Genomic DNA, 14,255 nt, shown 5'->3' on the forward strand with positions numbered 1-14,255 from the left:
TGTGACCCCCTCTTCCGCTTCAGAACCGGACCCGGCGTCGGTCGACGTCGTCCTCCCCTGTCTCGACGAGGCCGAAGCGCTGCCGTGGGTGCTGGAGCGCATCCCGCGGGGCTGGCGCGCGCTCGTCGTCGACAACGGCTCCACGGACGGCTCGGCCGCCGTCGCCCGCGCGCTCGGCGCGACCGTGGTGCGTGAGGAGCGGCGCGGTTTCGGCGCCGCCTGTCACGCGGGCCTGACCGCCGCCACCGCCGAGGTGGTGTGCTTCTGCGACTGCGACGCCTCCCTGGACCCGTCCGACCTGGTCCCGTTCGTGGACCGGGTCCGCTCCGGCGAGGCCGACCTGGTGCTCGGCCGGCGCCGTCCGCAGGGCCGGGGCGCCTGGCCGGCACACGCCCGCGCCGGGAACCTCGCGCTCTCCCACCTGCTGCGCCGCCGTACCGGACTGCGGCTGCACGACCTGGGGCCGCTGCGCGCGGCCCGCCGCGAGCCGCTGCTCACCCTCGGCCTGACCGACCGGCGCAGCGGCTATCCGCTCCAGATGGTGGTGCGCGCCTCCGACCTCGGCTGGCGGGTCGCCGAGTACGACGTGCCGTACCGCCCGCGCACCGGCGCCTCCAAGGTGACCGGCACCTGGCGGGGGACCTGGCAGGCCGTACGGGACATGAGCCGGGTCCTGTCGGAACGGGAGGAGGCACGCGTATGACCACCCTCCTCGTCATCGCCAAGGAGCCCAGGCCCGGCCGGGTCAAGACCCGGCTGACCCCGCCCTTCACCCCCGAGGAGGCGGCGGCGCTGGCCGAGGCCGCGCTCGCGGACACGCTGGACGTGGTGGCCCGGACGCCCGCGCGGCGCCGGGTGCTGGTGCTGGACGGAACGCCCGGCCCCTGGCTGCCGCCCGGGTTCGACGTCGTCCCGCAGTGCGCGGGCGGCCTCGACGAACGGCTGGCCGACGCCTTCGGGCACTGCACGGGACCGGCCCTGCTCATCGGCATGGACACCCCGCAGGTGACACCGGAGCTGCTGACCGCCGACTTCACGGACTGCGACGCCTGCTTCGGCCCCGCCGAGGACGGCGGCTTCTGGGCGCTGGGCCTGGCCGCACCGGACCCGTCGCTCCTGCGGGGCATCCCGATGTCGACCCCGCACACGGGCACCGCCCAGCGGGCCCGGCTCGCCGGACTGCGGGTGCGGGACCTGCCGGTACTGCGGGACGTGGACACGGCGTACGACGCCAGGGCCGTCGCCGGGACGGCGGCCGGAACCCGGTTCGCGGCGCTGCTGGGACGGCTCACAGCGGTGGGGCCCCGGTGAACGCGGGACGAGCGGCGAGAGACGCGGCGCGGGCGCCGATACTGCCCAAGCCGCGGTCGGTCGTGCCGCCCGGGGCGGCAACCGGCCCGCAGTCGGACGGCACCCCGTCAGCGGCGGGCCGCGCGACCGGCTCCCGCGACACCCCGGACCCCGGCACCACACCGGCGCCGGGCCGCGCACCCACCGCCGGCACCACCGCCACGGACCCCCGCCCCTGGTCCGCCGACCCCTACGCCCGTGCCCTCCGTGCCGAACGCGGCCCCCTCTTCCTGCGCCGGGCCGACGGCTGGCTGCTGCCGCTGGAGGTGGAGCGCTGGTGTGCTCGCGCCGACGCTGCGGACCTGGAGGTACTGCGGCGCTGCGAGGGACCCGTGCTCGACGTCGGCTGCGGCCCCGGCCGACTTGTGGCGGCCCTCGGCGCGCAGGGCCGTCCCGCGCTCGGCATCGACGTCAGCGAGGCCGCCGTGGCCCGCACCCTGCGGCTCGGCGGGCAGGCCCTGCGCCGCTCGGTCTTCGAACCGCTGCCCGCCGAGGGCCGTTGGGGCACCGCGCTGCTCATCGACGGCAACATCGGCATCGGCGGCGACCCGGGCGCACTTCTCGACCGGATGACTCAACTCCTCAGGAACGGCGGCCTGTTGATCACCGAGACCGTGCCGGTGCTCGATCTCGACGAGCGGGTCCTGGTGCATGTCACCGATGCCCGGGGCGCCGCCGGAACGCCGTTCCCGTGGGCCCGGCTCGGCACGCCCGCCCTGCTGCGCCTCGCGGAGCGCGCCGGCTGGCGTGCCGTGGGTCAGTGGACCGTCGGCGGGCGCTCCTTCGCCGCCCTGCGCAGCCGCAGCACGAACAGCGCCGCCGAAGCGCCGAACAGCACGGCCGTGATGAGCAGCCAGCGGGCGAGGAAGTCGTCCGCCGACAGTCCGGTCGAGGATTCGTAGCGGTCCGTCACCCGCCCGGTGATCAGCGGGAACCATACGAGGAGCAGCAGCGCGGAGAGGGCGGCGGGCACCCTGACGTACATCACGTGCCGTCCGGCCGCCGCCCCGAGCGCCCGGTCCGCCGCCGCGTACAGCGGCAGCAGCACCAGGTCGTGCACGACGGCCGCGCCCACGAACCACAGCACGATCTCGAACCAGTCCCCGTCCAGCAGCCGCACACCCGCGTATCCGGCGAGCGCGAACGAGCAGGCGAGCAGGAGGAGTTGGAGTGGGCTGCCGAGGGGAAGCCGCAGTCGCATCACAGGTCTCCGAACGTCATCCGGGCCACCCACTTGGTGTTGAGCACTCCGGGTGCCGCGGGCACGATGACCCGCGCCGGGTGGCCGTGGTCGGGGGACAGCTCCTCGCCGTTGACGAACAGGGCGAGCAGCGAGCGCGGGTCGGCGACCTGGTTGGCGCGCAGGGCGGCCCGGCGGAACGCGCCGCGTTGTTGCAGCGACTCCACGAAGAGGTCCGGCGGATCGTCGTACCCGGCGAGCGCGGCGAGGTCCCGCAGCCGTACGCCACGCCACCACTGGTCGGAGGTCGACCAGCCCTCGACGCAGGCGATGGGCAACGCGGCGCTGTGCAGAGGGAGTTGGAGCAGATCGGCGCGGCTGAGGCGGACGGTTCCGGTGCGGCCGGTGACAACGAGCCGCCACGCCTCGTCGGTCGTGTCCGCGGGGCGGATTCTCGCGTAGGCCGCCGTCTTGTTGATCTGGAAGCCGTTGGGGCCGTCGCCCGGTTCGGCGGGGCCGTGCGGGGCGAGCAGGGCCGTCCAGCGCAGCCCGTCGAAGTTCTGCCCGACGGTCGTGGCGAACAGCAGCAGCGAACCGCCCCCGACGAACCACAGGGCACCGCGCCGGGAGACGGTGGGCTCGGCGGGGGCCGGGGAGACGAGGTCGCTCTGCTCCTCACGCGCCTCCTTCATCCGCCGCAGATTGCGCAGCACCGTCGGCGTCTTGAGCGCCACATGCGCGACGAACGCGGCGATGAACACCCACGCCCCGTAGAAGTGCAGCGGGTAGAAGGAGCCCGGGAAGATGTAGTCGAGCTGGACGTTGAGCACTCCGGTGACGAACTCGAACAGCGCGCCGCCGACCAGGAGCAGCAGCGAGATCCGTTCCAGCGCGTGGGCCACCGAGCGGGCGGGCGGCAGCGTGAACAGCCGCGGTACGACCGACCACAGCTTGGCCAGCAGCACCGGGATCAGGGTGATGCCGAGGGTGACGTGGATGCCCTGGTTGAGCCGGTACAGCCAGTGCGGATCGGTCGGCCAGGAGAACAGGTAGAAGCCGAGGATCCCCTTGTCCGGGGTCTGGTCGTTCACCGGCGACAGGTCCGGGTTGTAGGCCGCGTACGACACCAGACCCGTCACGAACAGCACCGTGATCCCGCCGAGCAGCACCACGCCCAGCACCGAGGTGAGCCAGGGGCCGCGCAGCGGGCTGCGCCAGAAACCGGGCGCGAAGGGAGACCGTTTCATGCCCCGACCGTAGGCCGGGAGCACCCCGGGACAGCGCTCACGAACCATGACGAATCTCTGACGTCCGCGCCTGTCAGCCGTCCGGTCGAGGCCCGCCGTCCTAGCGTGCGGATGTGACCCGCCTTCCCTCCCGCGATCTGCGCCGCGACCTGTACGCCGCCACGGCCGCCGCGCTGCTCTTCGCGACCGCCGCCCTGGTCGGTACCGCGATCGAGCGCCGTGACGGCACCCTCTTCGTCAACTGGCCGCCGCTGCTGGCGGACTGGGGCCCGCACACCGGACCCGGCACCGCGGCCGCGATCGTCGTCGCGGTGGCGGTGGTGGCGTACGGCCCACCGCTCGCCGCCCGGCTGCCCTGGCGCGGACTGCTGCTCACCGTGTGGGGCGCGGGCATGGCGTGGACCTTCTCGCTGGCCCTGGTCGACGGCTGGCAGCGCGGCATCGCCCGCCGGCTGACGACCCGCTACGAGTACCTCCAGGTCATCGACCGCTTCCACGACATCCCGGCCACCCTGCGGGACTTCACGGACCACATCCTGATCGGCTCCCCCGACCAATGGCCCGCGCACATCGCCGGCCACCCCCCGGCGGCCACGCTCACCTTCGTGTACCTGGACCGGATCGGCCTGGGCGGCGGCGCCTGGGCCGGCGTGTGGTGCATCGTCGTCGGTGCCACCGCCGCCCTCGCGATCCTCGTCACCGTCCGCACCCTGGCCGACGAGAAACTCGCCCGCCGCGCCGCGCCGTTCCTGGTCCTGGCGCCGGGCGCGGTGTGGCTCGGCACGTCCGCCGACGGCTGGTTCGCGGCTGTGGCCGCCTGGGCGGTGGCGCTGCTGGCACTCGCGGTGACGGGCCACGGACCACGCTGGACGGGCCTCGCCTCCGGCCTCCTGTTCGGCCTGACGGTGTATCTGTCGTACGGCCTGACGCTGTACGTCGTGATCGCCGCGGCCGTGCTGTTCCTGGGCTCCGAGCGCCTGCGGCCGCTGCTGTTCGCGGTGGCCGGGTTCCTGGTGGTGCCGATCGTGTTCACCGCGCTGGGCTTCTACTGGTGGGAGGCCTACGACCTGCTGGTCACCCGCTACAACCAGGGCGCCGGCGGCACCCGGCCGCAGTCCTACTGGGTGTGGGCCAACCTCGCCTGCCAGGTGCTCGTGGTGGGCCTCGCGACGGCGGCGGGACTGCGGCGGACCGGGGTGGCGCTGCTGATGCGGCGGGAGAGCACCGCGGGCTTCCGGCTCGCGGTGCTGGTGGGCGCCGCGCTTCTCGCGCTGCTCGTCGCCGATCTGTCCGGGATGAGCAAGGCGGAGACGGAGCGGATCTGGCTGCCGTTCGCGCTGTGGCTGCTGCCGTCCTGCGCGTTCCTGACGGGGCCGCGCGGCTGGCTCGCCGTACAGGCCGTGCTCGCGCTGCTCGTCAACCACCTGCTGTGGACGGGCTGGTGATCACGGCAGGGGCTGCTCGGTCCAGATGACCTTGCCGTGCGGGGTGTAGCGGGTGCCCCAGCGTTCGGTGAGCTGGGCGACGAGGAAGAGCCCGCGGCCGCCCTCGTCCTCGGTACGGGCCCGGCGCAGCCTCGGCGAGGTGCCGCTGCCGTCGGAGACCTCGCAGATCAGGGCGCGGTCGCGGAGCAGACGCAGCTGGACGGGGCCGGTGGCGTGCCGGATGGCGTTGGTGACCAGTTCGCTGGCGACGAGTTCGGTGGTGAACGCCAGGTCGTCCAGGCCCCAGGCGGCGAGTTGCCCGGTGACCGCGGCGCGGGAGCGGGAGACGACCGCCGGATCGCTCGGCAGGTCCCACTGGGCGACCCGGTCGGGCCCGAGGACATGGGTGCGGGCGACCAGCAGCGCCACGTCGTCGCTGGGGCGGGCCGGGAGCAGCGCGTCGAGCACGGCCTCGCAGGTGTCCTCGGGGGCGCGCCCGGCGCGGGTGAGGACCTGGCGCAGCCGGTCGAGGCCGGTGTCGATGTCCTGGTGACGGTCCTCGACCAGACCGTCGGTGTAGAGCACGAGCTGGCTGCCCTCGGCGAGTTCGAGCTCCACCGTCTCGAAGGGCATCCCGCCCAGACCGAGCGGCGGAGCGGACGGCAGGTCGACGAAGTCCACCGAGCCGTCGGGGTGGACGACCGCGGGCAGCGGGTGCCCGGCGCGGGTGAGGGTGCAGCGCCGGGACACCGGGTCGTAGACCGCGAACAGACAGGTGGCGCCGATACCGCAGGTCTCGGCGGGGGCGTTCTCCAGCGCCCAGCCCTCGCCCCGGTCAAGGCGCCCCACCAGGTCGTCGAGGTGGGTGAGGAGATCGTCCGGAGGCAGGTCCAGGGAGCAGAAGTTGTGCACGGCCGTGCGCAGCCGGCCCATCGTGGCGGCGGCGTGCAGCCCGTGCCCGACGACATCGCCGACGACCAGGGCCACCCGCGCCCCGGAGAGCGGGATGACGTCGAACCAGTCGCCGCCCACGTCGGCCTGTGCGGGCAGATACCGGTAGGCGACCTCGACGGCGCTCTGCTCTGGCCGCCCCCGGGGCAGCAGACTGCGCTGGAGGGCGAGGGCGGTGTTGTGCTCGCGGGTGAAGCGGCGGGCGTTGTCTATGCACATCGCGGCCCGGCCGCCCAGCTCCTGGGCGAGGGAGAGGTCGTCGTCCTCGAAGGGGGCGGGGTTGGCGCAGCGGTAGAAGCTGACCACCCCGAGGGTGGCGCCGCGGGCCCTGAGCGGGACGGTGATCAGGGAGTGCGCCCCGGCCGCGAGCACCCGCTCCAGACGTGCCGGATCCTGCGCGAACCAGCCGCCCGCCTCGGACAGCACGGGCTCCAGCACCGCACGGCCGCTCTCCAGACTGCGGGCCTGCGGGGTGGAGGCGACATAGGCGAAGCCGTCGCCGACGTGGTACAGCCGTGGCTCGTCGCGCCGGCTGCGCAGGGCGACCCGGCGCAGCGGGACGTCCGCCCCCAGCGGCTCGGGCTCCTCCCCGTTCCGTACGGCGTCGGGCAGGTCCACGGCGGCGAAGTCGGCGAAGCGGGGGACGGCGACCTCGGCGACCTCCTCGGCGGTGCGGGTGACATCGAGGGTGGCGCCGATGCGCACCCCGGCCTCGTGCAGCAACTCCAGCCGCCTGCGCGCCAGGAGGGCGAGCCGTCCGACGCCGGGCTCCCCGACGAGCACCAGCCGCCCGCCGGCTCCGTCGCCGGTGACGGCGGGGGCGGCGACGAGGTGGGCCGTGGTCGGAGGGGGCGTGGGCGGGGTGAGGGGGACCGGGCGGGGGTGGCCGAGGATGCGGGCCTCGACGACCACGCCGGTCTCCCCGGCCGCGCCGACGACCTGGCGGCGCAGCAGGGTGGCGATCCGGCCGCCGGTCAGGTTCACCTCGTCGAGGGTGCGGTGGGGCGAGGCGAGCAGCGCCTCGGCCTTCTCGCGCAGGACGGCCAGGTCGATACGGCCGAGTCCGGTGCCGCCGTCCGCTTCCGGTCCCGCCTCGTGGGTGGCCCGCCGGTAGGCGGCGAGCAGCGCCCGCTCCCGTTGGGTGGCCTGGTCCAGCAGCAGGCCCTCGATGGCCTGGGCGGCCTCCCGGACCAGCCGGAGCATGATCGGGTCGCCGTCGTCGCGCAGACAGGTCAGATCCAGGACGGCCTCGATCCGCCCGCTGAGCGGGTCGCGGACCGGGGCGCCGGCGCAGGCGAAGGGCTGCAGACAGTCGGCGAAGTGCTCCCGGCCGACGATCTGGACGGGACCACGCTCGACCAGCGTGGTGCCCACGCCGTTGGTGCCGGCGACCGGTTCGGAGGCGTTGAAGCCGGGAGCGAAGCTCACCGCGTCGAGCCGGGCGAGCAGCGCGCGGTCGCTGCCGAGCCGCTGGACCATCCGCCCCTGTCCGTCGCACAGCGCGATGGTCGTGCCCAGCTCGGCGAGGGACTCGGCCAGCTTCCCGAGGACGGGTTCGGCGGCGCGCAGGAACCGCTCGCCGAGCGCCGCATCGGGCTCGTACGGGATGAGCAGCCGGTCCGGTTCGAGCCCCGCCGAGCGGCACCGCTTCCAGGAGTCCAGCACCGAGTCCCGGACGTCCGAGTCGACGCGGGCTCCGGCGAGGAAGCGTTCATGGGCATCGACGAGTCCGCCGATGTCGTCCCAGGCGACGGACAAAAGGCTCACTTCCCTCAGGCGATTTCACCCTAGACCCTATGTGACCCACATCACAACAATCCGTGAAGGGGGCTCGGGCCCCCTCGACGGCCTCCGGGTGCCGCAGGTGTGACGCATGACACGCCTTGCCGCCGGAAGTTTTACCGGCAGCGATGATTGTTCCGCGCCGCCCGCCCGTATCTCCTGATGTCCGAGCCGTTCGCCTCAGGAGGTCCGATGCGCATCTCGCGCAGCACGGCGGGAACCGTCTTCGTTGGCGGCGCCCTGGTGCTCACCCTCTCCGCTCTCGCGTACCCCGCGATGCTCGGGGTGGAGAACACCTCGTCCGACACGTCCCGCATCATCGCCAACACCCGTTGGGGGCCGCTCACGGAGGCGGACCGGGACTTCGTGGTCAAGGTGCGCGCGGCCGGGCTGTGGGAGTACCCGCTGGGTGAGATGGCGTTGGAGCGCGGCACCACCCCGGCGATGAAGGAGGCGGGGGCGCATCTGCTCGTCGGTCACTCGGGCCTCGACGCGCTGTGCCGCAAGATCGCACCCGAGCTCGGGATCACGCTGCCGAACCAGCCCAGCCCGCAGCAGCAGCAGTTCGTGGCGACCGCGGACTCCAAGAGCGGCAAGGAGTTCGACTCCACCGCGGTCACCATCATGCGGGTGGCCCATGGCCGGATCTTCCCGACCGTCGCCAGCATCCGGGCCAGCACACAGAACACGCTGGTGCGGCAGCTGGCGGACCTGACCAACGACACGGTCCTGGACCACATCACCGTGCTGGAGAAGACCGGCCTGGTCAACTACGAACAGGTCAACTTCCAGCAGACCTCGTCCCCGAAGCTCCCCGATGAACAGCTCACCCCGCCCCCGCCGCAGCCCGGATCGCCGATCGTCGTCCTCAAGCCCCGCCCGGACCTGAACGTCAACACGGCCTCGCCCCAGCCGAGTCCGAGCGGCACGGTCGGCTGAGCCCCGCTCACAGCGGCTTCGCAGGCCAGTCCAGCAGCCGTGCGCCGATCACCGCGGTCTGGAGCGTGTAGCGCTGCACCGGGTCGGCCGGGTCGGCGCCGGTCAGCTGCCGGACGCGGTCCAGACGGTAGGTCAGGGCGCGCACGCTGAGCGACAGCCGGCGGGCCGCCTCGGCTGCCACACAGCCGGCGTCGAAATACGCCGTGAGCGTCTCCAGCAGCGGCCCGGCGCCGCCGCGGGCCTGGCGCAGCGGGCCGAGAACGCTGGCCACCAGATCGGCCATGGCCTGCCGGTCCCGGGTGAGGACGGGGTACACGAGCAGGTCGGAGGCGTGCAGCACCGACTCGGTGAGGTCCAGCCGTTCGGCGAGGTCGAGGGCGTTCAGGGCCTCCTCGTACGACTGGACGACGCCGGCCGGTCCGGTGTGCGCCCGGCCGATCGCCACCTGGCCGCCGTCGGTGGCGGCGTGGGCGTGCTTGGCGAAGTGGGCGAGGACGTCGTCGTGGTGGCCGGGGGCGATGCAGACCATCCGGCCGTCCTTGGTGGTGAGCAGGATGCTGCGGTCCCCGAACCGGCCGATCAGCGCGCGCTCCACCTCGCGAGGGACGGGGTCCCCGTCGTCGTAGCCGGTCCGGCCGCTGGCCACGGCCACGGCGTGCGCGTGCGACAGCCGCAGCCCGTAGCGTTCCGCGCGCTGCGCGAGCAGGCCGAGGTCGCTGCGGCCGTACAGCAGATCGTCCACGAACTCCCGGCGGGCGGCCTCCTCCTGGCGGACGGCGTCCCGCTGGGCGCGTTCGTAGCCCTCGGCGAAGGCGTCGAGGGCCTGGGCGGCGACGGCCAGGACGGCGTCCACGGAGATGCCGTTCCCGGTCGGCCGGTGGGCGCGGGTCTCGGCCATGTGGGCGGCGACCATGGCACGCAGTCCGAGCCCGGCCTCGGCGGCCCGTTCGCCCAGCACACGGCGGGAGTCGAGCTCCGCGCGGGTGAGCCGGCGGCCGGTCGCGGAGGCGTCGGCGAGGATGCCGGAGTAGCCGGTCAGATACTCCGCGAACGCGTCCGGCTCCGCCATGCGCGCTACCCCGCTCTCCGCTGGTGTCCTGTCTCGAACTGACACCGTTTTCTACGTCGTTTTCTGACGACTTTCCAGCGCGGAAGCCTGTGCGGGGCCGCGCGAACGAGATGGACCCAGGGCGCCGCCCGACCGGTCAGCCGGTCTTCCAGCCGTTGCGGGTGTCGATCCGCTCCCATTCCAGGGCCCATTGTGCGAGGCGGCGGCGCTCCATCAGCTGCCGTACCACCCAGACCGTGCCGAGGACGACTCCTGCCGCGCACAGGGCGGCCAGCGTGCCGCCGGAGACGGCCTGCAGCCTGATCTCGCCGCTGCTCAGGGGCTCGGCCGTGACCTGGCCGCGGCCGTCGGTCCAGACGGGGACCGCGGCCCCTGCCTTGGTCCTGGGCGCCACGCGCGCCTCGTCGGTGTGGCTGGTGCCGTCGGGATCGGTCCAGCTCACCTTGGCCCACACCCGGTAGTCGGCCGGCACCCGGGCGGGCACCCTGCCGTCCGCGTCCTCCACCAGCACCGCCGACACCCGCCGGCTCTGCGCCCGCTGCTCCTCGGCGGCCCGCTCCACCGCGCCGACCGCGACGACGCCCGCCAGCACCCCGCCCACCAGGGCCAGCACCCATCCGCCGAGCACCACCCAGGCCTCGACGAGGTCGCAGCGCCGCCTGAGCGGGCTGCGCCGCCACCGCCACATCCGTATGCGCTCGCACTGTCCCTCAGCCATCGGCAGACACCCCCTGGAGAGCCCCGACAGCACACTCCCAGTGTGCGCCTGTCCCGCGGGTACCGCGCTGGCTGGGTCCTTGCCCGCCCTCATCAACAGTTCAATCAAGGTGGCCGAAAATCTACTGTCGGCGGGGCTCTCCGTGCCCAAGCCGCATACGGCGAAAGTCAGTTCGCCTAAGTTGTGCACCATCTGATCAACGAAGCCACCGCAGGAGGCCGCACAGTGTCGGACGTCGATCCCCAGATCCGCGCGTCGATGGAGATACGCGCCCGCATCGACACGACGAAGCCGCACTCCGCGCGCTTCTGGAACTACTTCGTCGGCGGCAAGGACAACTACGAGGTCGACCGGGAGATCGGCGACCACATCAAGGAGATCTTCCCCGGCCTGGTCGATGTCGCGGTCACCAGCCGGCACTTCCTGGGCCGTGCCGTCCGGCACCTCGCCGGGGAGCAGGGCATCCGCCAGTTCCTGGACATCGGCACCGGTCTGCCCACCGCCGACAACACCCATGAGGTCGCCCAGCGCGTCGCCCCGGACGCGCGCATCGTCTACGTCGACAACGACCCCATCGTCCTGGCCCACGCCAACGCCCTGCTCACCAGCACCCCCGAGGGCAGGACGGCCTATCTGGACGCGGACCTGTACGACCCGAAGGCCGTCCTCGCCGCCGCCGAGGAGACCCTCGACCTGTCCCAGCCGGTCGCCCTGATGATCCTGAACACCCTGGGCCATGTCGCCGACCACGCGCAGGCCAAGGACCTGGTGCAGCGGCTGATGGCGGGCCTGCCGTCGGGCAGCTACCTGGTGATCAGCGACAGCACCGCCACCAGCGAGGGCATGATCGCCGCGTCGGAGGCCTACAACGCGAGCGGCGCGGTGCCGTACTACGTGCGCAGCATCGAGGAGATCGCCGCCTTCTTCGACGGCCTGGAGCTGGTGGAGCCGGGCGTCGTCCAGGTCACCGAGTGGCGCCCGGACGAGACCGGCCCGCAGACGCCCAAGGTCGCCGTGGACGCCTACTGCGGAGTGGGCCGCAAAGCGTAGGCCGGCTCATTGCCGAGGGGGCCGTTCCACAGCGGCGGAACGGCTCCCGCCGGCACCACAACCCGCGCCCTGACCCGTTTCTTCGATGAGCCGTCGGTTTCCGGACTCCGCGTCGTCACATCCAGCGGGCACCTTTCGCTCGTCCCCACTGCTTCGCCTTGTGATCCGTCCGCCCTGCGCCGCGTGGGCGTGACGCGGAAGGACGACGTGCGCCATGTCCCTTCTCCCGCTCCCCGCCCCCGCTCCGGCCACCCCGCTCCCCGCCTCGGCCGCCGCCCCCGCCCGCTGGTACTCCGCCTCCCCCGGCCGGCTCGCCCGTCATGTGCTGACCGTCCTGCCGCTCGTACTGATCGGCGTCTGGATGGCGGCCGACTGGCGCGGTCTGTACGACGGTGTCTCCCGGCTGACCGCCGCCGACCCCTGGTGGCTGCTGGCGGGGGCCGGCTTCGCGTGTCTGACCTGGGTGGCCGCCGCCGTCGTCCGGCAGGGCGCGATCCCCGAGCGGCTGCCGCCCCTGCTGCTGGTCGCCTCGCAGTTCGCCGCGGGCGCCGCGAACCATGTGCTCCCGGCGAGCATCGGCGCCCACGCCGTCACCCTGCGTTTCCTCCAGGGCCAGGGCATACCCCTGCCCCGGGCCGCCGCCTCGCTCGCCCTGTATTCCCTGGTCAAACCGATCGCGAAGACGTTCGTGCTGCTCGCCCTGCTGCTGGCGGCCCCGGAGCTGATCCGTGGTGAGGGGCTCGTCCCGGACGGCGGAACGCTGCTGATGGCCGCCGTGGGCGTGGCGACCGTCCTGGCCACGTCGGCCCTGCTCCTGGCGACCGTGCGGCCGCTGCGCCGTGGCTGTCTCGGGTTCCTGCACACCGCGCTGACCGACGCGCGGCTGCTGCACACCATGCCGAGCCGGGTGCTCGCGCTGTGGGGCGGGGCGGCCGTCACCCCGCTGCTGCAGGCGGGCGTGGTCGCGTCGGTGGGGGCCTCGCTCGGGCTGCCGCTCTCGTGGGCGCAGATGGTGTTCGCGTTCCTCGCCGCCAGTACGGCCGTCGGGGCGGTGCCCGCGCCGGGCGGGATCGGTCCGGTGGACGCGGCGCTGGTGTTCACGATGGTCACGTTCGGCGCCGCCCTGGCACCGGCCACGGCGACCGTGATCGGCTACCGCGTGCTGACGGTGTGGCTCCCGTTGGTGCCGGGGATGCTGGTGCTCTCCGCGCTGGTGCACCGCAAGGTGCTCTGATCCACCTACGGTGTGCAGGCCAACGGGCCGTACCTGGACACCGGTGGTACGACGCCGCCCTACGGCCACTGCGTGTCGGAGGTGGGTCCGGAGCGGTGCTGGAGGCGGGCGGCGAGGACCGCCACGTCGTCCTCGGCGTGCCGGGCGTCGAGGCGGGCGAGCACGGTGTCGAGGACGTCCTGGACACCGGTGGCGGACGAGAAACTGAGCCTGGCCAGCCGGTCCAGGGACTGGTCGATGTCCTCACCGCGCCGCTCGACGAGGCCGTCGGTGAAGAGCATGAGCGCCTGGGAGGGGTCGAGGCGGTAGGTGGCCGGTTCGTAGCCGCCGAGCCCGGTGCCCAGGGGCGGGCCGACCGGCACCGGGAGCAGGGAGACCTTGCCGTCTCCGTCGATCACGGCCGGGGGCAGATGGCCGGCGGCGGCCAGCGTGACCAGTCCGCGCACGGGGTCCACGCGCGCGATGAGACAGGTCGCCGGGCGGCGCTCCGGCTCGGCGGAGGCGATGTCGTCGAGCTGGCGCAGTACCCGGTGCGGGGGCAGGTCGGCGGAGGCTATGTAGCGCAGGGCCGAGCGGTAGGCCGTCATGTCGACGGCTGCGTCCAGGCCGTGCCCCATGACGTCGCCGACGACGAGCAGCGTACGGCCGAAGTGCAGCCGTACGGTCTCGCACCAGTCGCCGCCGACCAGGGCGCGCTGTCCGACGGGCAGATAGCGGATGGCGACGTCGAGATTGGGATGCGGGCGGCCGGGTTCGGCGAGCAGGGCCCGCTGGAGCTTGCCGACGGTGCCGCTCACCGCGTCGTGCTCGCGGGCGTGCCGGATGTTCGAGGCGGCGCGCTCGGCCAGGAGCGCGACCACTTCCTCTTCCTCCTGGCTGAAGGGCGCCCCTTCCCGGGCGCAGACCAGCACGCCGTAGCGGTGGCCGTTGACGGCGAGGGGCACGCAGAGCGCGGGCCGGCAGCCGCCGAAGGTGAGCCGTACGGCGCCGTGCTCGCCCGTCTTCCGGGCCACCTCGTCGGCCCAGCGGGCGTCGGGCAGCACCGCGGGGTTCCCGCAGACGGCGTCGTACTCCGCGCCCGCCTCACCCCGCCCGCGCAGGACCGCCACCGCGGCGCCCACCTGTCCGGCGACCTCCTGGGTCAGCTCGGCGCAGGTGGTGTCCTCGTCCAGGGTGGTGCCGATGCGGGCGGCCGCGGAGCGCAGCGCGCTCAACTGGGAGCCGCCGGCACCCCACGGGGGCGAGCCGGCGGAATCGGCCTGCTCAGCCTTCGCCGGACTCTGAAACGACTCGAACGATCGCGCCACAACG

General features: G+C 73.6%; 12 protein-coding genes. 7 read left to right on the top strand and 5 right to left on the bottom strand.

Annotation, left to right across the window (positions count from 1 at the left end):
• The first annotated feature begins 1 nt into the window (after position 1).
• From RMT89_RS03570 to RMT89_RS03580, 3 genes are read left to right on the top strand one after another with little or no spacing between them, the layout of a single operon-like run.
• A complete protein-coding gene (locus RMT89_RS03570; RefSeq protein WP_399497524.1) occupies positions 2-703 on the top strand; it encodes a glycosyltransferase family 2 protein in 702 nt (233 codons plus the stop codon).
• A complete protein-coding gene (locus RMT89_RS03575) occupies positions 700-1,311 on the top strand; it encodes a DUF2064 domain-containing protein (protein ID WP_315882428.1) in 612 nt (203 codons plus the stop codon). The genes RMT89_RS03570 and RMT89_RS03575 overlap by 4 nt, the downstream gene beginning before the upstream one ends.
• The gene (locus RMT89_RS03580; protein WP_315882429.1) at positions 1,308-2,252 is read left to right on the top strand and encodes a methyltransferase domain-containing protein; all 945 of its coding nucleotides are present in this window, start codon (positions 1,308-1,310) and stop codon (positions 2,250-2,252) included. Before RMT89_RS03575 ends, RMT89_RS03580 begins: the two co-directional genes overlap by 4 nt.
• A 298-nt stretch (positions 2,253-2,550) precedes the next feature.
• Here RMT89_RS03580 and RMT89_RS03585 read toward each other — a convergent pair whose 3' ends face one another.
• The gene (locus RMT89_RS03585) at positions 2,551-3,777 is read right to left on the bottom strand and encodes a molybdopterin-dependent oxidoreductase (protein WP_315882430.1); all 1,227 of its coding nucleotides are present in this window, start codon (positions 3,775-3,777) and stop codon (positions 2,551-2,553) included.
• A gap of 113 nt (positions 3,778-3,890) precedes the next feature.
• On the opposite strand from RMT89_RS03585, the gene RMT89_RS03590 reads away from it, so the two are divergent.
• A complete protein-coding gene (locus tag RMT89_RS03590; protein ID WP_315882431.1) occupies positions 3,891-5,222 on the top strand; it encodes a hypothetical protein in 1,332 nt (443 codons plus the stop codon).
• Here the strand turns inward: RMT89_RS03590 and RMT89_RS03595 are convergent, their stop codons facing one another.
• Positions 5,223-7,910, bottom strand: a complete 2,688-nt coding sequence (locus RMT89_RS03595; protein WP_315882525.1) for a SpoIIE family protein phosphatase — start codon at positions 7,908-7,910, stop codon at positions 5,223-5,225.
• A gap of 216 nt (positions 7,911-8,126) precedes the next feature.
• Between RMT89_RS03595 and RMT89_RS03600 the strand changes: the two genes are divergently transcribed.
• Positions 8,127-8,873: a DUF4142 domain-containing protein gene (locus RMT89_RS03600; RefSeq protein WP_315882432.1), complete on the top strand. Its 747-nt coding sequence runs from the start codon at positions 8,127-8,129 to the stop codon at positions 8,871-8,873.
• A gap of 7 nt (positions 8,874-8,880) precedes the next feature.
• Here the strand turns inward: RMT89_RS03600 and RMT89_RS03605 are convergent, their stop codons facing one another.
• Both RMT89_RS03605 and RMT89_RS03610 read right to left on the bottom strand, forming a co-directional pair.
• Positions 8,881-9,942: a helix-turn-helix domain-containing protein gene (locus RMT89_RS03605; RefSeq protein WP_315882433.1), complete on the bottom strand. Its 1,062-nt coding sequence runs from the start codon at positions 9,940-9,942 to the stop codon at positions 8,881-8,883.
• Between the two features lie 136 nt (positions 9,943-10,078).
• Positions 10,079-10,660: a hypothetical protein gene (locus RMT89_RS03610; protein WP_315882434.1), complete on the bottom strand. Its 582-nt coding sequence runs from the start codon at positions 10,658-10,660 to the stop codon at positions 10,079-10,081.
• A 258-nt stretch (positions 10,661-10,918) separates the two neighbouring features.
• Between RMT89_RS03610 and RMT89_RS03615 the strand changes: the two genes are divergently transcribed.
• Together RMT89_RS03615 and RMT89_RS03620 are read left to right on the top strand one after the other, a co-directional pair.
• Entirely contained in the window at positions 10,919-11,710 is a 792-nt protein-coding gene (locus RMT89_RS03615; protein ID WP_315882526.1) for an SAM-dependent methyltransferase, read from the top strand.
• Between the two features lie 214 nt (positions 11,711-11,924).
• Positions 11,925-12,944, top strand: coding sequence for a lysylphosphatidylglycerol synthase transmembrane domain-containing protein (locus tag RMT89_RS03620; RefSeq protein ID WP_315882435.1), 1,020 nt, complete (start codon positions 11,925-11,927; stop codon positions 12,942-12,944).
• Between the two features lie 59 nt (positions 12,945-13,003).
• Here the strand turns inward: RMT89_RS03620 and RMT89_RS03625 are convergent, their stop codons facing one another.
• A complete protein-coding gene (locus tag RMT89_RS03625; RefSeq protein WP_315882436.1) occupies positions 13,004-14,251 on the bottom strand; it encodes a GAF domain-containing SpoIIE family protein phosphatase in 1,248 nt (415 codons plus the stop codon).
• Positions 14,252-14,255 lie beyond the last annotated feature (4 nt).

Source organism: Streptomyces sp. P17 (assembly GCF_032436805.1).
Lineage (GTDB): Bacteria > Actinomycetota > Actinomycetes > Streptomycetales > Streptomycetaceae > Streptomyces.

Excerpts from the sequence above, each read along its gene's own strand:
- RMT89_RS03575 (WP_315882428.1), top strand. The coding sequence starts at position 700 with ATGACCACCCTCCTCGTCATCGCCAAGGAGCCCAGGCCCGGCCGGGTC.
- RMT89_RS03585 (WP_315882430.1), bottom strand. The coding sequence starts at position 3,777 with ATGAAACGGTCTCCCTTCGCGCCCGGTTTCTGGCGCAGCCCGCTGCGC.
- RMT89_RS03600 (WP_315882432.1), top strand. The coding sequence starts at position 8,127 with ATGCGCATCTCGCGCAGCACGGCGGGAACCGTCTTCGTTGGCGGCGCC.
- RMT89_RS03605 (WP_315882433.1), bottom strand. The coding sequence starts at position 9,942 with ATGGCGGAGCCGGACGCGTTCGCGGAGTATCTGACCGGCTACTCCGGC.
- RMT89_RS03610 (WP_315882434.1), bottom strand. The coding sequence starts at position 10,660 with ATGGCTGAGGGACAGTGCGAGCGCATACGGATGTGGCGGTGGCGGCGC.
- RMT89_RS03615 (WP_315882526.1), top strand. The coding sequence starts at position 10,919 with ATGGAGATACGCGCCCGCATCGACACGACGAAGCCGCACTCCGCGCGC.
- RMT89_RS03620 (WP_315882435.1), top strand. The coding sequence starts at position 11,925 with ATGTCCCTTCTCCCGCTCCCCGCCCCCGCTCCGGCCACCCCGCTCCCC.